Genomic DNA, 20,866 nt, shown 5'->3' on the forward strand with positions numbered 1-20,866 from the left:
GCCGCGCTCGGGGCGCGGGCAACCAGACCATCCTAGCAAAGGCGCTGGCGTGGTGATGACCTCAGGAGGCGACCATTCTGCGATCGGCCTCGCCGCTGGGCGTCCACAGCAGATCGTCGGTGCCGTGGCCGTAGGCGACCGGGTGGCCGCCGCGCAGCACGAGCACGTCCGCATCCAGCTCGCGCACCACCTCTCGCTCGTTGGTGATGAGCAGCGTCGCCATGCCGTGGTCGCGGCGGCGACGGGTGATCGCATCCCGTGCGGCCTTCCGCACCTCGACGTCCATGTTCGCGAACGCGTCGTCGGCGACGAAGACCCTGGGCTGCAGCACGAGTGCCCGTGCGAACGCGACCCGCTGCCGCATGCCGGCGCTCAACTCGTAGGGATACTTCGGCGCCGAGCCGAGCGGAAGCATGAGCTCGTCGAGCAGTGTCGCGACGCGCACGGCGAGGGCGCGCTGGTTCACGCGCCGATCGCGGTTCGTGATCGGCGATCCGATGATCTCGGAGACGGTCATCCTGGCGGGCAGTGCCGCGCCGGCTCGTTGCGGCAGATACCCGGTGAGGTAGGTCAGCATCCGGTGGGCGCGCCCCGGACGCCGCACCGCGATCCCCTCGACCCATGCGTCGCCGCCGACGACGGCCAGCCCCGGCTCGTCCGAGCCGGCGAGCACGGCGGCGAGCGACGACTTGCCGGCGCCCGTGGGTCCCATCACGGCGAGCGTGCGCGCACGGGCCACCTCGAACGACACCCCGTCGATCACCCGTTCGGGCCCACCGGTGCGCCCCGCTCGGGCGATCGACAGATCACTCGCGCGGATCGCGGTCTCTGCATCGTCGCGGCGTGCCATCCCCTCATCCTGCCCGGTTCGCCGCCGCGCCGCCACCGCCCGATGTCAGTCCTCGGCGTCGAGAGCGCGTCGTCGCAGGTCGAGGTCGCGCATGCGGATCCGCAGCGCGCGACCCGCCTCGGACTCCGGCGCCACCCGCTGCAGCTCACCCTGCAGTTCGGCCTTCTCCCGGTCGAGTCCCCGGCCGACGACCCGCCGCGCGAGCGACGTCGCGGCGGCCACCGCACGGACGTCGTCGAGCGCGGGGAAGTCGGCGGCGAGCAGTTCGGCTCCCAGCGACCCGAACGGCTCGGGGATCTCGTCGATCACCGCCGTCGCCCACCCACGACCGTCGGCATCCGGATGAGCGGCGATGGTCGAGCGCACGGCATCGAGGGCGGGATGCCGGAACGGCATCGCGACCGCCTGCACCATGAGGTCGCGATCGAGCAGATGGCCGAACTGAAGGAACGCCATCAGGGCATCCCGCTCGAGCGCGATCTCGGGAGTGCGGGGCAGTGAGGCGAGGGTCACCCTCACCGGACGGTCGTCCTGTCCGCCCTCCGCGGCGCGGCGCTGCGGGGTCGCCGGCGCTCGACCTGCGCGCTCGACCTCGCGACGCACGTCGGTCGGGTCGAGTCCGAGCCGACGGGCGAGCACGCGTGTGTACTCGGCCTGCAGCAGTCCGTCACGCAGATCCGACACGACCGGAGCGGCCGCGCGCAGCGCACCCAGGCGTCCTTCGACCGTGGAGCGATCGAAGGGCGCCATGCGCTGATCGAGCACGAACTCCACCATCGGCACCTTCGTCTCGATGACCGATCGAACGGCGCCGTCGCCGCGCTGCAGCCGAAGGTCGCACGGGTCGAGCCCCTCGGGGCCGGTGGCGACGTAGGTCTGGGCGTTGAACCGCTTCGCGTCGGCGAAGGCACGCAGCGCGGCCTTCTGGCCTGCGGCATCCGGATCGAAGGTGAACACGACCTCGCCGGCGGCGGTGTCATCTCCCATCACGCGGCGCAGCACCGTGATGTGGTCGGCGCCGAACGCTGTGCCGCACGTGGCGATCGCCGTCGTCACCCCCGCGAGGTGGCAGGCCATGACGTCCGTGTAGCCCTCGACGACGACCACTCGGTGTTCGCGCGAGATGTCGCGCTTGGCGAGGTCGAGGCCGTACAGCACATTCGCCTTGCGGTAGATCGTGGTCTCGGGGGTGTTCAGATACTTGGGACCTTGGTCGTCTTCGTGCAGGCGTCGCGCGCCGAAGCCGATCGTCTGCCCCGTGACATCACGGATCGGCCACACCGCACGGCCGCGGAAGCGGTCGTACACCCCGCGCTGTCCCTGCGAGACGAGACCGGCGGCGAGAAGCTCCTCGGGGGTGAAACCCTGTTTGCCGAGTGCTTCGACCAGGCCCGACCATCCCTGCGGTGCGTATCCCACGCCGAAGTGGGCGGCGGCACCGGCGTCGAAGCCGCGTTCGCCCAAGAACCGCCGCGCGATATCGGCTTCCGGCGTCGCGAGTCGGCCGCGGAACCACTCAGCGGCGGCGGTGTTCGCCGCGTAGAGCCGAGTGCGTCCGGATGTGTCGGCGGCCGTGCCGCCGTCCTCGTAGTGCAGGGTGTAGCCGATCCGGCCGGCGAGCCGCTCGACGGCTTCGGCGAACGACAGGTGGTCCATCTTGCGCAGGAACGAGTAGACGTCGCCCGACTCGCCGCACCCGAAGCAGTGGTAGAAGCCCGCCTGCGGCCGCACATTGAAGCTCGGCGAGCGTTCGTCGTGGAAGGGACACAGGCCCTTCATCGAGCCGACCCCGGCGGGCTTGAGCGCGACCCGCTCGCCGATGATGTCGGAGATGTCGGTGCGCGCCTTCACCTCATCGACATCCGCTTGACGGATGAGGCCGGCCATCAGCGCGGCTCCGCCGCCGGCGATCGCGGCATCCACACGCCCAGCGACGGGGCGTCGACCTCGCCGACGAGCCGCTCATGCCAGGCGATCGCGAGCTGATCCGTGAGGCTCGCGACCTGGTCGACGACCACGCGTGCGCGCTGCGCATCGCTCGGCGCCGCGGCGTAGTCGTCGGCGTACATCGGCTCGAGCGTATCGGGATGCTCCGACAGGGCGGTCGCCAGCCGCTTGAGCACGCGCCGCTGCTCTTTGTAGAGCTCCTTGCGACCCTCGATGCCGACCACCGCGGCACCGACGATGCCTTTGAGGACGGCCATCTCGGCTTCGACGACGCGCGGCACCACGACATGAGCCGAGTACCGGGTCAGCACGTCCACGGCGTGCGCCTCGCGGGTCGCGGTCGTCGCGGCGCGGGCGAACCGCCCGATGAGGTCGCTCGTCAGGTTCTTGAGGCGGGCGAGCGCCGCGCGTGAGCCGTCGAACCCGTCGATCCACTCGGGCATCCGCATCAGGCGGTACAGCGCATCCTCGAGTTCATCCCGCGCGAAGTCGTACCCCACCCAGGCCTGGATCGCCCGCACCAACGCGTCGTGACCGCCATCCGCATCGAGCTCCGCGGGATCGAGGTATCGGTTGACGATCGCATCCTCGAAGTCGTGCACCGAGTACGCGATGTCGTCCGACAGGTCCATCACCTCGGCCTCGATGCAGCGCACGCGACCGGGGGCACCCTCGCGCAGCCAATGGAAGACGTCCTCGTCGTCGGGGTACACGCCGAACTTCAGCCGTCCGCCGGGGTCGGGCAGCGGGTGGTCCGCCGTCCAGGGGTACTTGCACGCGGCGTCGAGGCTGGCCCGGGTGAGATTGAGCCCGAAGGCCCGACCCGATTCGTCGAGCACCTTCGGCTCGAGGCGGGTGAGGATCCGCAGCGTCTGCGCGTTCCCCTCGAACCCGCCGATGTGCTCGGCCCAATCGTTGAGTGCGCGTTCGCCGTTGTGGCCGAACGGCGGATGGCCGAGGTCATGGCTCAGGCACGCCGCGTCGACGACGTCCGGAGCGAGCCTGAGCGCGGTGGCGAGTTCGCGGCCGACCTGCGCCACCTCGAGCGAGTGGGTGAGGCGGTTTCGTGCGAAATCCGCCGGACTCGCGGGGCTCAGCACCTGGGTCTTGGCGGCCAGGCGGCGCAACGAGGCCGAGTGGAGCACGCGCGCGCGGTCACGCGCGAAGTCGTCGCGGCTGGAGCGGTGGCGCTCGGTGTGAAACCTCTCGCGGGCGTGCGCGTCGTAGCCGTCCGCGTGCGGCAGGCCGTCAGCCGCCACTGTGGTCGAGTTCCGCATCGGCGAGGGCGCAGGATGCCTCGGTGCCGAGTTCGCGCGAGGCCAGCCATCCGTCCGGCAGCGCCGGTCGCTTCGGACTGCCGGCCCGGCCGCGTTGACCTTCCGCCGCCACACCGGGGTACGGCGCGCCGAGATCCAGCTCTGCCAGCAGATCATCGATCTCGACGAGGGACGAGACGGTCGCCAGCCGCGCGCGCAGGTCGCCGCCGACCGGGTACCCCTTGAAGTACCAGGCGACGTGCTTGCGGATGTCGCGACAGCCGCGGTCCTCGTCGTCGAAGAACTCGACGAGCAGCTGCGCATGACGGCGGAATGCTGCCGCGACGAATCCGAGGGTGGCGTCGACAGGGGCTCCCCCCGCCGCCGCCGCGCTGCCGAGCGAGCGCGCCAGGTCTCCGAACAGCCAGGGGCGTCCGAGGCATCCGCGACCGACGACGACACCGTCGCACCCGGTCTCGGACATCATCCGGACGGCGTCCTCGGCCGACCAGATGTCGCCGTTCCCGAGCACCGGCACGCTCGTGACTGCTTCCTTGAGAGCGCTGATCGCCGACCAGTCCGCGGTGCCCGAATAGAACTCGGAGGCGGTGCGTGCGTGCAGCGCGACCGCGGCGACTCCCGCGTCTTCGGCGATGCGACCGGCGTCGAGGAACGTCAGGTGGTCGGCGTCGATGCCCTTGCGCATCTTGACCGTCAGCGGGATGTCCCCGGCGGCGCGTGCCGCGCGGGTGACGATGTCGCGGAACAGGCCGAGCTTCCACGGCAGCGCCGCACCGCCGCCTTTGCGCGTGACCTTGGGCACGGGACAGCCGAAGTTCAGGTCGATGTGGTCGGCTCGGTCCTCGTCGACCAGCACGCGCACGGCGCCTTCGACGGTGGACGGATCCACGCCGTAGAGCTGGATCGATCGGGGCGTCTCCGACTCGTGGTGCCGGATGAGCCGCATGGTGGTCTCGTTCCGCTCGACGAGAGCCCGCGACGTGATCATCTCGCTCACGTAAAGGCCGGCGCCGTACTCGCGGCACAGTCGGCGGAAGGCGGTGTTGGTGATGCCGGCCATCGGCGCCAGCACGACGGGCGCATCGAGCTCGATCGGCCCGATGCGCAGCGTCCGAGCAGGGGCGATGGCGGTGGTCACTCCCCCATTCTCCCAGACGAAGACCCCCTGGCATCCCGCGGCACCGTAGCCTGGAGCCATGAGCGAGCAGACGGTCACCGACATCCGCCAGATTCCGTTCCAGACCGCGGACGGGGGCACCGCGACGCTCAGCGACTACGCCGACGACGTGGTGCTGGTCGTCAATGTCGCCTCGAGGTGCGGGTTGACTCCGCAGTACGAGCAGCTGGAGCAGCTGCAGAAGGCCTACGCCGACCGCGGATTCACCGTGCTGGGATTCCCCTGCAACCAGTTCATGGGCCAGGAGCCGGGGTCGATGGACGAGATCCTGGAGTACTGCTCGACCACGTGGGGTGTGAGCTTCCCCGTCTTCGACAAGGTCAAGGTCAACGGCGGCAAGGCCGCACCTCTGTACAAGGCGCTCAAGCAGAATGCCGACGACGGCGGGCACGCGGGCCGGATCCGCTGGAACTTCGAGAAGTTCGTGCTCACGCCCGACGGCGAAGTGCACCGCTTCCGCCCGCAGCTCAAGCCCGACGATCCCGCGATCGTGTCCGTGATCGAGAGGAATCTGCCGCGCTGACCTCAGGCGCGCCCTGTCATCTGCGCGATCCGGACGGCGGGTCGGCGTCGGGAACGAACCGGAACCGCACGCGCACGTCGTCGTACGGCACGACGATGGTCGACGCGTTCGGCGACCACCGGTCGGGCACCAGATAGAGGCGGCCGTCGCCCTGAGCCAGCAGACGCAGTCCGAAGTAGCGGAATCCGTAGGTCGCACCCCCGTCGGCATCCGGGACGTCGAGCTCATGGAACGTGATCGCGTCGTTGCCGGGCGCGAGCCGCTCGCGCGTGTCGAGCACGACCGCGGGCAGCACGGTGAAGTCGGATGCCACGGCGCGGGCCTGGCCTCGACCCCACCATTGCGCCACGGTGGCGGTGGCCCAGAACGTGCCGGCGACCATCACCAGGACCAGGAGCACGACCACCGTCCGCGAGAGCGACGCACCTCGTGCCCGGGCCGTGGAGGCCGCGTAGGCGCACAGCCCCGCGCCGACCGCGAGGAGGACCGGCGTGATCAGCTGGGCGACTCCCCCGTCGGCGAGCACGGGCCCGAGGAAGGCGACGAGGAGCCCGCCGAGGACGAGACCGATCCCCGACCACGCGATCGTCGCGACCACGCGGCCCGCGACGGCCACCGGCTCCTCCACCAGGCGGCGGCGAAGCATCCGGTGCCCGACGAGGAGTCCCGCCGAGAGCAGCAGGAGCACCATCACCGGGATGAACAGGGCTCCGGGGCTGCGCATCACGAACTCCTGCGAGCCCAGTCCGATGAGGTCGACGTCGATGCCGAAGTACAGGAAGAACTCGCGGGTCGACACGTAGCCGAAGTAGAACAGCAGGGCCGTCACCACGGTCAGCGGTGCGACGAATCCCGAGAGGAAGCCCATCCACTTCTCGAATCCCTGCCCCGGGGCGGGCTCGACCGACGCGATCGCCTCCTCGCGCCCACGCATCCCCGGCCGCGACATCACGAACCGTCGGGGTCGTTCACGACGATGGGCGGACCCGGATCGACCTTGCGCGCGGCGACCTGGTCGCACACCTCGGAGGTCGGGCAGTCCAAGGTGCCGGTGAAGGTGATGGTGGTCCCGTCGGCGAACGCGTCGTCGGGGCGCAGCAGAAGGCTGCAGAAGATGCCATCCTCGTCCGCCGCGACCGTCAGGCCGAGGCAGGCCCGGTCGGCGTTGCGTGTGCCGCAGACCGCGGATTCGACCGTGAGGCCGCCGGGGCTGACGACTGCCGTCTCGAAGGTGAACGACACCCCGGCGGGCACGGGCTGATCGCCGCCCCAGAACACGGCGAGCGTCTTGCACCACGCTCCGTCCTCGAGCACTTCGGCGGTCCCCTGGTCGCCGTAGGCCGGCCCGCCGTACTGCGCGACGGGCCCGGTGCGTGTGGTCTCCTGCTCCGGGTCCGCCTGTCCGTCGGTCTGCCCGCCGCCCTCCTCGTCGGCGTGGTCGGCGTCAGCGCCACCGCCCGCCTGCGAGACGACCGACGACGGGGTTCCCTCCTCCGACACCGGCGCGCACGCGGACAGGACGAGTGCGAGGGCGAGCGACACGACCGCGGCGAACGACGCAACCCGACCACGGGGCATCGACATGACGCACCTCCGATCGGCCGCACGACAGCGACCGCACCGATCAAGAGCACCGGATGGCTCGCAGGATACGCCTCGGGGCGCCCGCGCGACAGGTGTCAGAGCGCGGGGGGTTCGGGAGCGTCGACGGCCCCGCCGAACCGACGCTCGCGATGCTGGAACATCTCGATGGCATTCCACAGGTCGGTGCGCGTGAAGTCGGGCCACAGCGTGTCGAGGAAGGCGTACTCGGCGTACGCGGACTCCCACAGCAGGAAGTTCGACGTGCGCTGCTCGCCGCTCGATCGGACGAACAGGTCCACATCAGGCATGTCGGGCTGGTAGAGCCGACGCGCGATGAGCTTCTCGGTGACGGCCGACGGGCGCAGTCGGCCGTCGGCGACATCGTCGGCGATCGAGCGCACCGCGTCGACGATCTCGACGCGGCCGCCGTAGTTGACGCACATCGTGAGCGTGAGGATGTCGTTGGCCGCGGTCATGCGCTCGGCCAGCTGCAGCTCCTTGATCACGCTCGACCACAGGCGGGGGCGGCGGCCCGCCCATCGCACGCGCACGCCCCACTCATTGAGCTGGTCACGGCGACGGTGGAGCACATCGCGATTGAACCCCATCAGGAACCGCACCTCATCGGGCGAGCGTGACCAGTTCTCGGTCGAGAACGCATAGACCGAGAGGTGTCGCACGCCCACCTGGATCGCACCGGCGACGACGTCGAGCAGTGCCGCCTCGCCCGCGCGATGCCCCTCGATGCGCGTGAGGCCGCGACGGTTGGCCCACCGCCCGTTGCCGTCCATGACGATCGCGACATGGTTCGGCACCTTCGCGAACTCGGGCGGGTACAGCCCGGTCCAGTCGATGGGCCGGTACGGCACCGCGTCGCGATGCGTGTACGGCTTGGGTGTCATCGCGAGGCCTCCGCCGCCGTGAGCTGCGACAGCGAGCGGATGCCGCGCTCGAGGTGCCACTGCGCATAGGCCGCGACGAGGCCGGAGGCGGACGCCGTGGCTGCGGTGGGGGCGGCAGCGACGTCGTCCCATTCACCGGCCATGAGTGCGCGCAGCAGGGCGGACGTCGCCGGGTCGATACGGGCGGCGCCGGTCGGCGCACACCCATCGCACACCGTTCCGCCCAGTTGTGCGACGAACGAGGGATGCGGTCCGGGGGCCCCGCAGCGGGCGCATTCCGAGAGGCCGGGGGCCCACCCCGACAGCGCCATCGCCCGCAGCAGGTAGGAGTCCAGGATGCTGCGCGAGCGGTGCTCGCCGCGTGCGAGCGCGCGCAGCCCTCCGACGAGCAGCAGGTACTGCTGCGAAGTCGCTTCGGCTTCGTTGAGCCGGTCGGCGGTTTCGACCATCGCGCTGGCGGCGGTGAAGCGGTCGTAGTCGGCGACGATCGGCGCGCCGTACGAGCCCAATGACTCGGCCTGCTGGACGATGTCGAGCGTCCGGCCCCGGTACAGCTGGACGTCGGCGACCATGAACGGCTCGAGTCGAGACCCGAAGCGCGACGACGTGCGGCGCACGCCCTTGGCCACGGCGCGGATCTTGCCGTGGCGTCTGCTCAAGAGGGTGACGATGCGGTCCGCCTCCCCCAGCTTGTGGGTGCGGAGCACCGCGACCTCGTCGCGATAGGTGGGCACCCGTCGATTATCCCCGTCCGAGACGACATCGAGGCGGCGGCGGGCCGCCGATCACCAGACCGTGTAGAGCAGATGCTGGACCAGCACCGCCCACAGCAGCTGACCTCCGAGCGCCGGTCGGAGCCAGCGGTCGGGCAGAGCGGCCATCGCCAGCGTCAACCAGGGCATGAAGGGCAGCCAGATGCGCTCGACCTCGGCCTTGCTCATGCCCGACAGGTCTGCGAGCACCACCATCGCGATCCCGGCGCCGACCAGCAGCAGCATCCCGCGGCGCAACTCGCGCCACCGCGCCCCGGTCGCCGCGATACCCGCGCCCACGAAGGGACCGGCGCTGATCGCCAGGGCGGCGAGGTTGCCCCACACCCAGTACTCGAACGGGCGCCGACGGGCGATGCCGTCCCAGTACCGCTCCGAGATCACCGGGAACGCCTCCCACAGCGCGAAGCCGGCCGCCGCGAAGGAGAGCACGACGAGCAGCGCGACACCGGCGGCGATCGGCAGCGGCTGCCACCGCTTCGCGGCGATGAGCACCGCGACGGCGAGCACACCGTAGAGGGGCATCCCGTACGACATCATCACCGAGCCGCCGAGCAGCAGCCCCGCCCCCGCCGACCACGCCCACAGCGGACCGCTCCGCCTGCTGGTCGCCCCCAGAGCCAGCAACGCGATCCCCCACGCACCGACCACGGCGATGACGGCGTCGGCCGACACCGAGAGGAACACCGCCGCGGGGGTGAAGACCACGAACGGCGCCGCGCGGCGGGCGGTGGACTCGTCGACCAGCGCTCGCACCGTCACCAGCACCGCGGGCGCCAGGAGGGACGCGATCGCGGTCACGATGAGCCCCGCCACGAAGTCGGCTCCCAACCCCATCCGCACCAGGGCCACGAAGACCAGCAGCATCCCCGGCGGGTGGCCGGCGACGTGGGTCACCCAGTTGTCCTGCGCGTCCAACGGCACGCGCGACAGGTACTCCGACAGGAGCACGCCGATGTCGTCGACCTCGCGCGCAGTGCGCAGGTACTCCCATGGGTTCCCGAGTACGCGCGAGATCCCCGACGGACCGTCGACGAGTGCGAGGCTCAGCATCCAGGTGAACGCGGCACCGCTGCCGGCAGCGAGCACGCCGCGCCACGGCAGCGTCAGGGCGAGGGATGCCGCGTAGCGCAGCGCGAGCAGGGCCAGCACGACCACGGCGATCGTCGCGACGCCGATGTGCGGCACCCAGACGCCGTGCAGCGGCGGAACGGCCCGGTCGTCCTCGCTGCGCGCCGCCCGCGTGACCACATCCCACCCGGTCAGCAGCGGCACCGAAACCGCCAGCGCGATCAGCAGCAACGTCACGGCGAGGCCGACGGCGGCAGCCCGGGATCCACGGTCCGCGCGGGTGGCGGAAGCGCGTGGATCAGTCATGTGTCCGAGAGTATTCGCGGTGCGGCGTCGGACCCACAGCGGATGCCGCGTCATCCGCGAACCGTAAGGTTCCGCGCGGCCCCACAATGGGGTGGTGGATCAACCGCTGTTCGTCATCCCGCTGTGGGCGGACCTCATCGCCGTCGGACTCGGCGGCATCCAGGGTGCGCTCTTCGCCTCCGGCTTCCGTGGCCAGCGCCGCCTCGACCTGCTCGGCGTCGCGATCATCGGCATCGTCATGGGGATGGGCGGCGGCCTGATCCGCGACCTGCTGCTGAACACGACGCCGGTGACCCTTCAGAGCAATTGGTACCTTCTCACCGCGACGCTCGCCGCACTGCTGGGCATGCTTCTGGCCGGTCTCTTCCAGCGACTGAATGCCGTCATCGTCGGACTCGACGCCGTCGTGATCGGGCTGTTCGGAGCCTTCGGCACCAGCAAGGCCCTCACCCTCGGGCTGCCCCTCATCCCCGCCGTGTTCGTCGGCGTGTGCGCCGCGGTGGGAGGAGGCATCCTGCGCGACATGCTGATGGGACTGCCGACGGCGATCATGCACGTCGGCTCGCTGTATGCGGTCGCCGCGGGCGCCGGATGCCTCGTACTCGCCGGCGCGCACGCGTTCGGCCTGAACCTCGTCGTCGCCGCGATCATCGGCGTGGCGGTGACCACCGTCATCCGCCTGCTCGCCGTGATCTTCGACATCTCGCTGCCGGAGCAGCGCGCGCTCTACCGCCGGAAGGTCGCCGTCGAGACCTCGGCCGTCCCGGTCATCCGGCGTTGAGGGTCAGACCGCGGTCAGCTGCTCCTGTGCGCGCCGTGCGCGGATCGCCCGATTGACACCCGACACGATCGCCTTGAGCGACGCGGTGGAGATGTCGCCGTCGATGCCCACGCCCCACAGCCGCTCACCGTCGACCTGGAGTTCGATGTACGCCGCTGCCTGGGCGTCGCCGCCGGAACTCAGCGCGTGCTCGACGTAGTCGTAGACCGTCACGTCGAAGCCCTGTGCGCGAACGACCTCGAGGAACGCCGCGACCGGGCCGTTGCCGTGGCCGGAGGCCACGAACTGCCGGTCGCCGTCGCGGAGCGTGACCTCGAGAGCCACATCACCCGACATGTCGCTTCGCGTACTGGTGGCGAGAAGTTCGAACCGACCCCAGCGGGCCTGTTCGACCGCCGACGGCAGGTACTCGTCGGTGAAGACCTCCCAGATCTGGTCGCTGGTGACCTCCCCCCCATCCGAGTCGGTCTTCGCCTGGACGACGCCCGAGAACTCGATCTGCAGGCGACGCGGAAGATCGAGCGCGTGGTCCGACTTCAGCAGATAGGCCACCCCGCCCTTGCCGGACTGCGAATTCACGCGGATGACCGCCTCGTACGAGCGACCCAGGTCCTTCGGGTCGATCGGCAGGTAGGGGACCGCCCAGTCGAGCTCGTCGACGTCGACGCCGGACGCCGCGGCGCGGGCCTCCATCGACTCGAACCCCTTCTTGATCGCGTCCTGATGCGATCCGCTGAACGCGGTGAACACGAGGTCTCCGGCCCACGGGCTGCGCTCGTGCACGGGCAGCTGGTTGCAGTACTCGACCGTGCGCTTGACATGGTCGATGTCGCTGAAGTCGATGTGGGGGTCGATCCCCTGCGTCAGCAGGTTGATGCCCAGCGCCACCAGGTCGACGTTGCCGGTGCGCTCGCCGTTGCCGAACAGGCACCCTTCGATGCGGTCCGCTCCGGCCATGTATCCGAGCTCGGCCGCGGCGATGGCGGTGCCGCGGTCGTTGTGGGGGTGAAGCGACAGGATGACGTTGTCGCGGTGGTTCAGGTGGCGCGACATCCACTCGATCGAGTCGGCGTAGACGTTGGGCGTCGCCATCTCGACGGTCGCGGGCAGGTTGATGATGACCTTGCGATCGGGCGTCGGCTCGAACACTTCGAGCACCTGGTTGCACACGTCGACGGCGAAGTCGAGCTCGGTTCCGGTGTAACTCTCCGGCGAGTACTCGTAGAAGACGCGGGTCTCGGGGATGCGCTTCTCGTACTCGCGGCACAGACGCGCGCCCTCGAGGGCGATGTCGATGATGCCCTGACGGTCGGTGCGGAACACGACGTCGCGCTGCAGCACGCTCGTGGAGTTGTAGAGATGCACGATGGCCCGCTTCGCGCCGCGGATCGACTCGTAGGTGCGCTCGATGAGGTGGGCGCGCGCCTGGGTCAGCACCTGGATGGTGACGTCGTCCGGGATGAGGTCGTCCTCGATGAGCTGACGGACGAAGTCGAAGTCCGTCTGGCTCGCGCTCGGGAAGCCGACCTCGATCTCCTTGTAGCCCATGGCGACGAGCAGTTCGAACATGATGCGCTTGCGCTCGGGACTCATGGGGTCGATGAGCGCCTGGTTGCCGTCGCGGAGGTCGACGGCACACCATCGGGGTGCAGCCGTGATCCGCGCGTCCGGCCACGTGCGGTCGGTCAGGGGGACGTCGATCTGATCGTGATAGGGCCGATACTTGTGGATCGGCATGCCCGAAGGCTGCTGGGTGTTCTCCATGGGTCGCTTCTTCCTCGTCGAGTGGGCGGGCCGACGACAAGCTCCGCGACGAGGAAGGCCCTAGATCGAGGCCCCGTCGCGGCGACTAAGAAGGAGAAGTCGGCCGAAGCGCATGGTCACACGATACACCCGGCGCTCGACGACGGCGAACCTGAGACGATCGGCGGACGGCCGACACTCACAGCACATGACCGCATTCCCTCGACGGCTCCACGCCGTCGCCGCGCTCGGCGCGGCATCCCTGCTCGCCCTGACCGCCTGCGCGACCGCGGGAACGCCCGGAGCCGACGCGACCCTTCCGCTCGGCGCGGTATGGCCCGCGCCGCCCGAGAGCGACGTCGTCGCGCAGGGCATGGTCATGGATGTCGACGGCGAGGTGGAGCTGTGCCTCGGAACGATCGCCGAATCGTACCCGCCGCAGTGTCTGGGCATCCCGGTCGACGGATGGAGCTGGGACGGCGTCGAGGGCTCCGAGACCTCGGGCGAGGTGCGGTGGGGTTCGTATGCCGTCTACGGCACGTACGACGGCGAGCGATTCACCGTCACGCAGACACCGATCATGCTCGCCCTGTACGACCCGATGCGCCCCGAGGATCCCACCGGGGGCGAGCCCGGTGACGGGAGTGAGGCCGACGTGACGGCGCTCCAGGACGAATTGCCCGACCGACTCGACGCGGCCTATCTGTCGTCCTTCCCCGACAACGGATGGCTGTGGGTCGACGTCGTCTGGGATGACGGCACCTTCCAGGACGCGGCCGACGCCGAGTTCGGCGAAGGCGTCGTCGTGATCCGGTCGGCGATGAACCCGATCGACGGCTGACGAGACCTCAGAAACCGAGGCGGCCCAGCTGCTTCGGGTCGCGCTGCCACTCCTTCGCGACGCGCACATGCAGCGACAGGAACACGCGCGACCCCAGCAGCGGCTCGATGCCCGAGCGCGCCGTGGCTCCCACCTCGCGCAGCCGGGCACCGCGGTGACCGATGATGATCCCCTTCTGACTGTCGCGTTCGACCACGATGTCGGCGTAGATGTCGGTGAGATCCGAGTCCTCGCGCGGCACGATGTCATCGACGACGACGGCGATCGAATGCGGCAGTTCGTCGCGCACGCCATCGAGGGCCGCCTCCCGGATGATCTCCGCGATGCGGTCCTCGACGGTCTCATCCGTGACGACGCCTTCCGGGTACAGGGCCGGTCCTGTCGGCATGAGGGCGAGCAGCTCGTCGACGAGGACGTCGAGTTGAAGGTCGGTCGAAGCCGACAGCGGGATCACCGCGGCCCAGTCCTCGCGCAGCGCATCGACCTCGAGCAGCCGTTCGGTCACCTGGTCGCGCGTGGCGGCATCCGTCTTCGTCACGATCGCGACCTTCTTCGCTCGTGCGTAGCCGTCGAGGGACTCGGCGATGCGCCGGTCGCCCGGCCCGACCTTCTCATCGGCGGGCACACACATGCCGATCACATCGACGTCCGAGAGCACCTGCTCGACGAGGTCGTTGAGCCGCTGGCCGAGCAGGGTGCGCGGCTTGTGGATGCCGGGGGTGTCGACGATCACGAGCTGACCCGCGGGACGGTTGACGATCCCGCGGATCGCCCGTCGCGTCGTCTGCGGCTTGTCGCTGGTGATCGCGACCTTCTCACCGACCAGCGCGTTCGTGAGCGTGGACTTGCCCACGTTGGGTCGGCCCACGAATGTGACGAATCCGGACCTCGCGTCGGTCATGTCTCTGCCTTCTTCGGAAGCCGTATCTCGCCGGTGCGCGGTGCCCGCGCAGACGCTTCGGACTCGAGTGCGTCCGAGTCACCGCGCTCGACGAACACGGTGGCGATTCCGCGTCCGCGTCCGCGCGACGCCCCGCCGGTCATCATCAGGCCCGCGTAGTCCGCTGTGGACCCCGGAAGCGGGATGCGCCCGAGAGCCTTGCCCAGCAATCCGCCGATCGAATCGACGTCCTCGTCTTCGAGGTCGAGACCGAACAGGTCGCCGACCTCGTCGACGCCGAGCCGCGCGCTGACCCGGAATCGGCCGGGCCCCACCTCGACGATCTCGTCGCTGGGCGGGTCGTACTCGTCGGCGATCTCGCCGACGAGCTCCTCGATGAGGTCTTCCAGGGTCACCAGGCCCGAGACGCCGCCGTACTCGTCGACGACCATGCACACGTGCACGGCATCGCGTTTCATCTGCTGCAGCAGCGTCTCAGCCTTCATCGACTCGGGTACGAAGATGGGCGGCCGAGCGATGGGTCTGATGGATGCCGCGCGCCAACCGGCCTCGTCGCCGAAGCCGAACTGCACGAGGTCCTTGAGGTACAGGATTCCGATGACGTCGTCGGCGTCGTCGTCCATGATCGGCACACGCGACACCCCCTTGTCGAGGAAGATGTGCATCGCGCCGGTGGTCGTCTCGTCGGCGTCGACCGTGACCATGTCGGTGCGAGGGATCATCACCTCGCGCACGTACCGGTCGGTGAACTCGAACACGGAGTGGATGAGCTCGCGGTCGTCCTGCTCGATGAGCTCCTTCTCGGCGGCGTCGTCGATGATGCTCAGCAGCTGCTCCTCCGACGCGAACGACGACCCGCGCGAGACGCCCGGAGTGAGCCGGGTGCCGAGGATGACCAGCCCGTGCGCGAGCGGACCGAGCACGATCCGCACGCCGCGCACGACGGGCGCGGTCGCCCGAAGGAGGCCTTTGGCGTGCTGGCGGCCGACGTTGCGGGGGCTCGCCCCGACCACGACGTAGGACACGCCGGTCATGAGGACGGCGGCGGCGAGCATCGCCCACCAGATGCTGTCGAAGAGCAGCGTGAACGCCACCGTCACCAGCACCGCCGCCGAAGTCTCGGCGAGCACGCGGATGAAGATCACCGCGTTGGCGTGCGCCTCGGGGTCGTCGGCGATGCGACGCAGCGGACGGCCGTTGCGCACCGTGTCGGACAGATCGAGGAGATCGGCTCGACTGCTCACCGTGAGCGCCGCGTCGAGAGCGGCCATCAGAGCGCCGAAGGCGAGCAGCAGCACCGCGGCGATCAGCAGGAAGGCGGCGGTCATGCGCGATGTCGTCGGCGCTCGGCGGCCTGGAAGCCGGCGATCAGGTCCTTCTGCAGACCGAACATCTCGCGCTCCTCGTCGGCGGTCGCGTGATCGAATCCGAGGAGGTGGAGCAGACCGTGCGTGGTGAGCATGATCAGCTCGTCCTTGGTCGAGTGGTGGGCCGCCACGGCCTGCGTCTCGGCGACCTGGGGGCACAGCACGATGTCCCCGAGCAGACCCGGCGGCGTCGGCGCGTCCTCGGTGCCGGGCCGCAGCTCGTCCATGGGGAAGCTCAGCACGTCGGTGGGACCCGGCTCGTCCATCCACTGCACGTGCAGCGCCTCCATCGCGCCCTCGTCCACGAGCAGGATCGCGACGTCGGCATCGGCACTCACGTGGAGCTCGGCCAGATTGCGCTCGGTCAGGCGCAGGAGCACCGCCTCATCGACGGCGATGCCGGATTCGTTGCTGATCTCGATCGTCATGATGATCGACCTCGCTTCGGGAGTCGGTCGCGCGGGCCGGCCGGGCGGGATGCGGCTCGGCGGTCGGCGCGGTTCGCGAACTCGGATGCCTCGTCGCGTTCACGTCGCGCGGCGAGCCGACGCTCGTCGTACTCGGTGTAGGCGTCGACGATGCGCCCCACCAGCGTGTGCCGCACGACGTCGTCGCTGGTCAGGGAGGCGAAGTGGATGTCGTCGATGCGGTCGAGCACGCGGGTGACCAGGCGGAGACCGGACGCGCCCTGCGGCAGGTCGACCTGCGTGATGTCGCCCGTGACGACCATCTTCGTGCCGAAGCCGAGGCGCGTGAGGAACATCTTCATCTGCTCGGGGGTCGTGTTCTGCGCCTCATCGAGGACGACGAACGAGTCGTTCAACGTGCGTCCGCGCATGTACGCGAGCGGCGCGACCTCGATCGTGCCGGTCGCGATGAGCTTGGGAACCAGCTCGGGATCCATCATCTCGTTGAGTGCGTCGTAGAGCGGCCGCAGGTACGGATCGATCTTGTCGGTGAGCGTTCCGGGCAGGAACCCCAACCGCTCTCCCGCTTCGACCGCCGGCCGTGTGAGGATGATGCGGCTCACTTCGCGGCGTTGAAGGGACTGCACGGCCTTGGCCATGGCCAGGTAGGTCTTCCCTGTTCCCGCAGGGCCGATGCCGAACACGACGGTGTGGTCGTCGATCGCGTCGACGTACGCCTTCTGTCCGAGCGTCTTCGGCCTGATCACCTTGCCCCGCGACGACAGGATGGCTTCGCCCAGCACCTCCGACGGCCGAGGCGAGCCCTCGGTGCGCAGGATCCGGTCCGATGAGGTCACATCGGCCGGGCCGAGGTCGTGGCCTGCCTGTGTCATCGCGAGCAACTCGTCGACGAGGGACCGTGCGCGACGCACCGCGTCGGCCTCGCCGGTGAGCGTGATCTCGTTGCCGCGGACGTGGATCTCGACGTCCGGATGCTCGCGCTCGACCACGCGGAGCAGTCGGTCCTGCGGGCCCAGCAGCTGCACCATCGCCACGCCGTCGGCGTAGACGCGGTCGACGACGGGTTCGTCAGCCACCGAGACCTGCTTCGTCGAGCGATCCGGCCAGCACGTGGGCGTGCACGTGGAAGACGGTCTGACCGGCGTCAGCACCGGTGTTGAACACGAGGCGGAAGGCGCCGTCGGCCTGCTCGGCGGCGAGTGTGGATGCGAGACCCACCATCTCGGCGAGCAGCTCGGGATCGCCCGCCGCGAGCTCGACGACGTTGCGGTACTGCGCCGACTTCGGGATGACGAGCAGATGGACCGGCGCCCGGGGCGCGATGTCGCGGATCGCGAAGGCGTTCTCGGTCTCGGCGAGGATCTCGGATGGGATCTCGCCCTGCAGGATTCGCGTGAAGATCGAGGGCTCCGACATGCGCATCAGTCTACTGAGCCGCTCTCACCAGCGGCCCAGCGCCGCAGCGATGAGTGCGATCGCCGCCGGACCCGCGGTCGACGTGCGCAGCACGGTGTCGCCGAGCCGGACGGCGGTGGCCCCGGCATCCGCGAACAGCGCCCGTTCCTCGGGGCTCACGCCGCCCTCGGGACCCACCACGAGCACGACGTCCCGCTCGTCGCCTTCCCGCCACGCCTCGGCGGTCAGCGCGGCCGACGCGGTCGGTTCGAGCACGAGCATGCGGGAGCCGGCCGCTCGCCGCGCCAAGGTCGATGTCGTCATGGGCTCGGCGATCGCGGGGACACGCACGCGGAGAGCCTGCTTGGATGCCTCACGCACGATCGTCGACCAGCGTTGGCGTCCCTTGACCGCCTTGGCCGCGTCCCACCGGGAGACGCTCCGCGATGCCTGCCACGGCACGATCTCATCGACGCCGAGCTCGGTCGCGGCCTGGATCGCGAGCTCATCCCGGTCGCCCTTCGCGAGGGCCTGCGCGAGTACGATCCGTGGCGACGCCGCGGGCTCGTCCGTGCGACTCAGGACGCGCACCGTGACGGCTCGCGGCTGGGCGTCGACGACTTCGGCGTCGAGACGCGCTCCGTGCCCGTCGCCCAGCGACACCCGCTCGCCGGCTCGCACCCGGCGCACGGCGCTCGCGTGGTGGGCCTCGGTGCCGGACAGCACCACCTCGTCGCCGACGTCGGCGTCGCTGGCACGATCGAGCAGGAAGTGGAGTGCCACGTCAGCTGTTCCGGAACCGATCGCGCAGCTTGGCGAACAGACCCTGATGGAACTCGGCCAGTCGGGGCCCGGGAGCCTTCGTCCGGCGCGCGAACTCCTCGATCAGGGCACGATCCTTGCCATCGAGCCGGGTCGGGGTCACGACGTGCACGCCGACGCGCAGATCCCCGCGCTGCGAACCGCGCAGCGGTGTGATCCCGCGGCCCTTGATCGTGAGCACGTCTCCCGACTGAACCCCCGGACGCAGCTCGAGGTCGACCGGTCCGTCGAGGGCCTCGACGGTCGTCGTGGTGCCGAGGATCGCGTCCGGCATCGACACCTCGACGGTCGCGAGCAGATCATCGCCGTCGCGGCTGAACACGTCATGCGGCGAGACGGTCACCTCGATGTACAGGTCGCCGTTGGGACCGCCCGCCGGGCCGACCTCGCCGGAGCCGGGCAGCTGCAGTCGCAACCCCGTCTCGACACCGGCCGGGATGTCGAGCGAGACCGTGCGGCGCGCGCGCACGCGTCCCTGTCCTTGGCAGGTCGCGCACGGGTACGGGATCGTCGTGCCGTAGCCCTGGCACACCGTGCAGGGCTGACTGGTCACGACGTTGCCGAGCAGACTGCGCACCTGACGCTGCACGTGCCCGGTGCCGTGGCAGATGTCGCACGCCACGGGCGAGGTGCCCGGCTGGCAGCAGGATCCGTCGCACGTCTGGCAGATGACGGCGGTGTCGACCTCGATGTCGCGGTGGACGCCGAAGACGACGTCGCGCAGTTCGAGGGTGACGCGCACCAGCGCGTCCTGGCCGCGCTCGCGACGCGAGCGGGGGCGTGCACCGCGACCCGAGTTCGCAGCCCCGAAGAACGTCTCGAAGATGTCGCCGAAGCCGCCGAATCCAGCGCCCCCGAACGCGGACGAGTCGCCGCCGCGGTCGTATCGCGCACGCTGGTCGGGATCGCTGAGCACGTCGTAGGCGTGCGTCACGAGCTTGAACCGCTCGGCGGCGTCCTCGCCGGGGTTCACGTCGGGGTGGAGCTCGCGAGCGAGTCGGCGGTACGCCTTCTTGATCTCGTCGGTCGACGCGTCGCGCGACACGCCCAGCACCTCGTAGTGGTCAGCCACATTCGCCTTCCTGCCCGCCTCGGCGGGGATCGTGATGGATGGAGGGGGCGGCTCAGCGGCCGCTCTCGTCTTCTTCGAGCAGGCGCGTGAGGTACCGCGCCACGGCCCGCACCGACGCGAGATTGGTCGGGTAGTCCATGCGCGTCGGGCCGAGCACGCCGACGCGGGCGCGGGATCCGGTGGCGTCGTAGTCGCTGATGACGACGGATGCCTCCGAGAGCCCGAACGGCTCGTTCTCGCGGCCGATGCTGGCGGCGAGGCCCTGTTCGTCGGCCACCATCTCGCTCATGAGGCGCAGGATCGTCACCTGCTCCTCGATCGCCTCGAGCAGCGGGTAGAGGCTGCCACGGAAGTCGTTCTCGCGCCGAGCGAGGTTGGCCGCGCCTGCCATCACCATGCGGTCCTGGCGGAACTCCTCGAGCTCTTCCGCGACGACCCGCACGATCTCACTGGTCGCCGCGACCCGATCGGTCGCCGCCAGCCCCGGGTCGTCGAGGCGGGCGGCGATGCGCTTCAGCCCGTCGCGGACGGGGCGGCCCACCAGCAGCGAGCCGATCTCGGCGCGGATGAGCGCGATCTCGTCCTCTTCGAAGTCGACGCGCGTGGCGGCGATGCGCTGGGAGACCCGGCCGGTGTCGGTCACGACGATCACCAGCATCCGCCCGGCGCCCAGTTGCACGAGTTCGACGTGCGAGACGGTGGCACGCGCGAACGACGGGTACTGGACGATCGCAACCTGCCCGGTGAGTGTCGTCAGCGCGCGCACGGTGCGGGCGAGCACGTCGTCGAGGTCGCCGGGCGCCTCGAGGAAGGAGGCGATCCCCGAGCGCTGCGCTGCCGTGAGCGGCCGAAGCTCGGCGAGGTGGTCGACGAAGACGCGATAGCCCTTGTCCGTGGGGACCCGCCCCGACGATGTGTGAGGGGCGGCGATGAGGTCCTCGTCCTCGAGCATCGCCATGTCGTTGCGGATCGTCGCCGCCGACACCCCGAAGGAATGCCTCTCGACGATCGCCTTGCTGCCGACCGGTTCGCGTGTGTCGACGTAGTCCTCGACGATGGCGCGCAGAACCTGCAGCGCTCTCTCGCTGACCATGCGCCCTCCTCCTGCG

At 70.0% G+C, this 20,866-nt stretch carries 21 protein-coding genes; 3 read left to right on the forward strand and 18 right to left on the reverse strand.

Translation table 11 applies throughout. The annotated features are described in order from the left end of the window. Window positions 1-61 precede the first annotated feature (61 nt). The 4 genes from ABD663_RS02550 to dusB are packed head-to-tail and all read right to left on the reverse strand — an operon-like array spanning window position 62 to window position 5,212. Window positions 62-850, reverse strand: coding sequence for an ATP-binding cassette domain-containing protein (locus ABD663_RS02550; RefSeq protein ID WP_344736280.1), 789 nt, complete (start codon window positions 848-850; stop codon window positions 62-64). Window positions 851-895: 45 nt separating this feature from the next. Further along, window positions 896-2,737 carry a DNA primase gene (dnaG, locus tag ABD663_RS02555; protein ID WP_344736913.1) on the reverse strand — a complete coding sequence of 614 codons (1,842 nt, stop codon included), beginning with the start codon at window positions 2,735-2,737 and terminating at the stop codon, window positions 896-898. Next, window positions 2,737-4,074, reverse strand: coding sequence for a deoxyguanosinetriphosphate triphosphohydrolase (locus ABD663_RS02560; protein ID WP_425561747.1), 1,338 nt, complete (start codon window positions 4,072-4,074; stop codon window positions 2,737-2,739). The genes dnaG and ABD663_RS02560 overlap by 1 nt, the downstream gene beginning before the upstream one ends. Next, window positions 4,046-5,212 carry a tRNA dihydrouridine synthase DusB gene (dusB, locus tag ABD663_RS02565; RefSeq protein WP_344736282.1) on the reverse strand — a complete coding sequence of 389 codons (1,167 nt, stop codon included), beginning with the start codon at window positions 5,210-5,212 and terminating at the stop codon, window positions 4,046-4,048. The genes ABD663_RS02560 and dusB overlap by 29 nt, the downstream gene beginning before the upstream one ends. A gap of 58 nt (window positions 5,213-5,270) precedes the next feature. Here dusB and ABD663_RS02570 point away from each other — a divergent pair, with 58 nt between their 5' ends. Next, window positions 5,271-5,774 (forward strand): glutathione peroxidase, encoded by a 504-nt coding sequence (locus tag ABD663_RS02570; RefSeq protein ID WP_344736283.1) that lies wholly within the window; start codon window positions 5,271-5,273, stop codon window positions 5,772-5,774. Between the two features lie 16 nt (window positions 5,775-5,790). Here the strand turns inward: ABD663_RS02570 and ABD663_RS02575 are convergent, their stop codons facing one another. From ABD663_RS02575 to ABD663_RS02595, 5 genes are all read right to left on the reverse strand, one after another. Continuing rightward, the gene (locus ABD663_RS02575) at window positions 5,791-6,723 is read right to left on the reverse strand and encodes a hypothetical protein (RefSeq protein ID WP_344736284.1); all 933 of its coding nucleotides are present in this window, start codon (window positions 6,721-6,723) and stop codon (window positions 5,791-5,793) included. Next, the gene (locus ABD663_RS02580) at window positions 6,723-7,358 is read right to left on the reverse strand and encodes a hypothetical protein (protein WP_344736285.1); all 636 of its coding nucleotides are present in this window, start codon (window positions 7,356-7,358) and stop codon (window positions 6,723-6,725) included. The genes ABD663_RS02575 and ABD663_RS02580 overlap by 1 nt, the downstream gene beginning before the upstream one ends. A gap of 95 nt (window positions 7,359-7,453) precedes the next feature. Then, on the reverse strand, window positions 7,454-8,260 hold the full coding sequence (locus ABD663_RS02585; RefSeq protein WP_344736286.1) for an isoprenyl transferase: 807 nt from the start codon (window positions 8,258-8,260) through the stop codon (window positions 7,454-7,456). Next, the gene (gene recO / locus ABD663_RS02590; RefSeq protein WP_344736287.1) at window positions 8,257-8,994 is read right to left on the reverse strand and encodes a DNA repair protein RecO; all 738 of its coding nucleotides are present in this window, start codon (window positions 8,992-8,994) and stop codon (window positions 8,257-8,259) included. Before recO ends, ABD663_RS02585 begins: the two co-directional genes overlap by 4 nt. Before the next feature lie 51 nt (window positions 8,995-9,045). Continuing rightward, window positions 9,046-10,407 (reverse strand): hypothetical protein, encoded by a 1,362-nt coding sequence (locus ABD663_RS02595; RefSeq protein WP_344736288.1) that lies wholly within the window; start codon window positions 10,405-10,407, stop codon window positions 9,046-9,048. A 94-nt stretch (window positions 10,408-10,501) separates the two neighbouring features. On the opposite strand from ABD663_RS02595, the gene ABD663_RS02600 reads away from it, so the two are divergent. Further along, window positions 10,502-11,188: a trimeric intracellular cation channel family protein gene (locus ABD663_RS02600; RefSeq protein WP_344736289.1), complete on the forward strand. Its 687-nt coding sequence runs from the start codon at window positions 10,502-10,504 to the stop codon at window positions 11,186-11,188. A gap of 3 nt (window positions 11,189-11,191) precedes the next feature. Here ABD663_RS02600 and leuA read toward each other — a convergent pair whose 3' ends face one another. Continuing rightward, window positions 11,192-12,952 carry a 2-isopropylmalate synthase gene (leuA, locus tag ABD663_RS02605; protein WP_344736290.1) on the reverse strand — a complete coding sequence of 587 codons (1,761 nt, stop codon included), beginning with the start codon at window positions 12,950-12,952 and terminating at the stop codon, window positions 11,192-11,194. 187 nt (window positions 12,953-13,139) lie between these two features. Between leuA and ABD663_RS02610 the strand changes: the two genes are divergently transcribed. Beyond that, the gene (locus tag ABD663_RS02610) at window positions 13,140-13,772 is read left to right on the forward strand and encodes a hypothetical protein (protein WP_344736291.1); all 633 of its coding nucleotides are present in this window, start codon (window positions 13,140-13,142) and stop codon (window positions 13,770-13,772) included. 7 nt (window positions 13,773-13,779) lie between these two features. Here ABD663_RS02610 and era read toward each other — a convergent pair whose 3' ends face one another. The 8 genes from era to hrcA are packed head-to-tail and all read right to left on the reverse strand — an operon-like array spanning window position 13,780 to window position 20,850. Beyond that, window positions 13,780-14,673, reverse strand: a complete 894-nt coding sequence (gene era / locus ABD663_RS02615) for a GTPase Era (protein ID WP_344736292.1) — start codon at window positions 14,671-14,673, stop codon at window positions 13,780-13,782. Beyond that, window positions 14,670-16,001, reverse strand: a complete 1,332-nt coding sequence (locus ABD663_RS02620) for a hemolysin family protein (protein WP_344736293.1) — start codon at window positions 15,999-16,001, stop codon at window positions 14,670-14,672. Before ABD663_RS02620 ends, era begins: the two co-directional genes overlap by 4 nt. Continuing rightward, window positions 15,998-16,468: an rRNA maturation RNase YbeY gene (gene ybeY / locus ABD663_RS02625; protein ID WP_344736294.1), complete on the reverse strand. Its 471-nt coding sequence runs from the start codon at window positions 16,466-16,468 to the stop codon at window positions 15,998-16,000. The genes ABD663_RS02620 and ybeY overlap by 4 nt, the downstream gene beginning before the upstream one ends. Next, window positions 16,465-17,496 (reverse strand): PhoH family protein, encoded by a 1,032-nt coding sequence (locus ABD663_RS02630; protein ID WP_344736914.1) that lies wholly within the window; start codon window positions 17,494-17,496, stop codon window positions 16,465-16,467. The genes ybeY and ABD663_RS02630 overlap by 4 nt, the downstream gene beginning before the upstream one ends. A 40-nt stretch (window positions 17,497-17,536) precedes the next feature. Beyond that, window positions 17,537-17,884: an HIT domain-containing protein gene (locus tag ABD663_RS02635; RefSeq protein ID WP_344736295.1), complete on the reverse strand. Its 348-nt coding sequence runs from the start codon at window positions 17,882-17,884 to the stop codon at window positions 17,537-17,539. A 24-nt stretch (window positions 17,885-17,908) separates the two neighbouring features. Next, on the reverse strand, window positions 17,909-18,646 hold the full coding sequence (locus ABD663_RS02640; protein ID WP_344736296.1) for a 16S rRNA (uracil(1498)-N(3))-methyltransferase: 738 nt from the start codon (window positions 18,644-18,646) through the stop codon (window positions 17,909-17,911). A 1-nt stretch (window position 18,647) separates the two neighbouring features. Beyond that, window positions 18,648-19,757: a molecular chaperone DnaJ gene (gene dnaJ / locus ABD663_RS02645; RefSeq protein ID WP_344736297.1), complete on the reverse strand. Its 1,110-nt coding sequence runs from the start codon at window positions 19,755-19,757 to the stop codon at window positions 18,648-18,650. Between the two features lie 52 nt (window positions 19,758-19,809). Beyond that, window positions 19,810-20,850 (reverse strand): heat-inducible transcriptional repressor HrcA, encoded by a 1,041-nt coding sequence (hrcA, locus tag ABD663_RS02650; protein WP_344736298.1) that lies wholly within the window; start codon window positions 20,848-20,850, stop codon window positions 19,810-19,812. Window positions 20,851-20,866 lie beyond the last annotated feature (16 nt).

It is taken from the genome of Microbacterium awajiense, assembly GCF_039536545.1.
GTDB classification, from domain to species: domain Bacteria; phylum Actinomycetota; class Actinomycetes; order Actinomycetales; family Microbacteriaceae; genus Microbacterium; species Microbacterium awajiense.

Bases quoted from the DNA above. Each gene is read 5' to 3' on its own strand.
- ABD663_RS02550 (WP_344736280.1), bottom strand. From the start codon at position 850: ATGGCACGCCGCGACGATGCAGAGACCGCGATCCGCGCGAGTGATCTG.
- dnaG (WP_344736913.1), bottom strand. From the start codon at position 2,737: ATGGCCGGCCTCATCCGTCAAGCGGATGTCGATGAGGTGAAGGCGCGC.
- ABD663_RS02560 (WP_425561747.1), bottom strand. From the start codon at position 4,074: ATGCGGAACTCGACCACAGTGGCGGCTGACGGCCTGCCGCACGCGGAC.
- ABD663_RS02570 (WP_344736283.1), top strand. From the start codon at position 5,271: ATGAGCGAGCAGACGGTCACCGACATCCGCCAGATTCCGTTCCAGACC.
- ABD663_RS02575 (WP_344736284.1), bottom strand. From the start codon at position 6,723: ATGTCGCGGCCGGGGATGCGTGGGCGCGAGGAGGCGATCGCGTCGGTC.
- ABD663_RS02580 (WP_344736285.1), bottom strand. From the start codon at position 7,358: ATGTCGATGCCCCGTGGTCGGGTTGCGTCGTTCGCCGCGGTCGTGTCG.
- ABD663_RS02585 (WP_344736286.1), bottom strand. From the start codon at position 8,260: ATGACACCCAAGCCGTACACGCATCGCGACGCGGTGCCGTACCGGCCC.
- ABD663_RS02595 (WP_344736288.1), bottom strand. From the start codon at position 10,407: ATGACTGATCCACGCGCTTCCGCCACCCGCGCGGACCGTGGATCCCGG.
- leuA (WP_344736290.1), bottom strand. From the start codon at position 12,952: ATGGAGAACACCCAGCAGCCTTCGGGCATGCCGATCCACAAGTATCGG.
- ABD663_RS02610 (WP_344736291.1), top strand. From the start codon at position 13,140: ATGACCGCATTCCCTCGACGGCTCCACGCCGTCGCCGCGCTCGGCGCG.
- era (WP_344736292.1), bottom strand. From the start codon at position 14,673: ATGACCGACGCGAGGTCCGGATTCGTCACATTCGTGGGCCGACCCAAC.
- ABD663_RS02620 (WP_344736293.1), bottom strand. From the start codon at position 16,001: ATGACCGCCGCCTTCCTGCTGATCGCCGCGGTGCTGCTGCTCGCCTTC.
- ybeY (WP_344736294.1), bottom strand. From the start codon at position 16,468: ATGACGATCGAGATCAGCAACGAATCCGGCATCGCCGTCGATGAGGCG.
- ABD663_RS02630 (WP_344736914.1), bottom strand. From the start codon at position 17,496: ATGGTGCAGCTGCTGGGCCCGCAGGACCGACTGCTCCGCGTGGTCGAG.
- ABD663_RS02635 (WP_344736295.1), bottom strand. From the start codon at position 17,884: ATGTCGGAGCCCTCGATCTTCACGCGAATCCTGCAGGGCGAGATCCCA.
- hrcA (WP_344736298.1), bottom strand. From the start codon at position 20,850: ATGGTCAGCGAGAGAGCGCTGCAGGTTCTGCGCGCCATCGTCGAGGAC.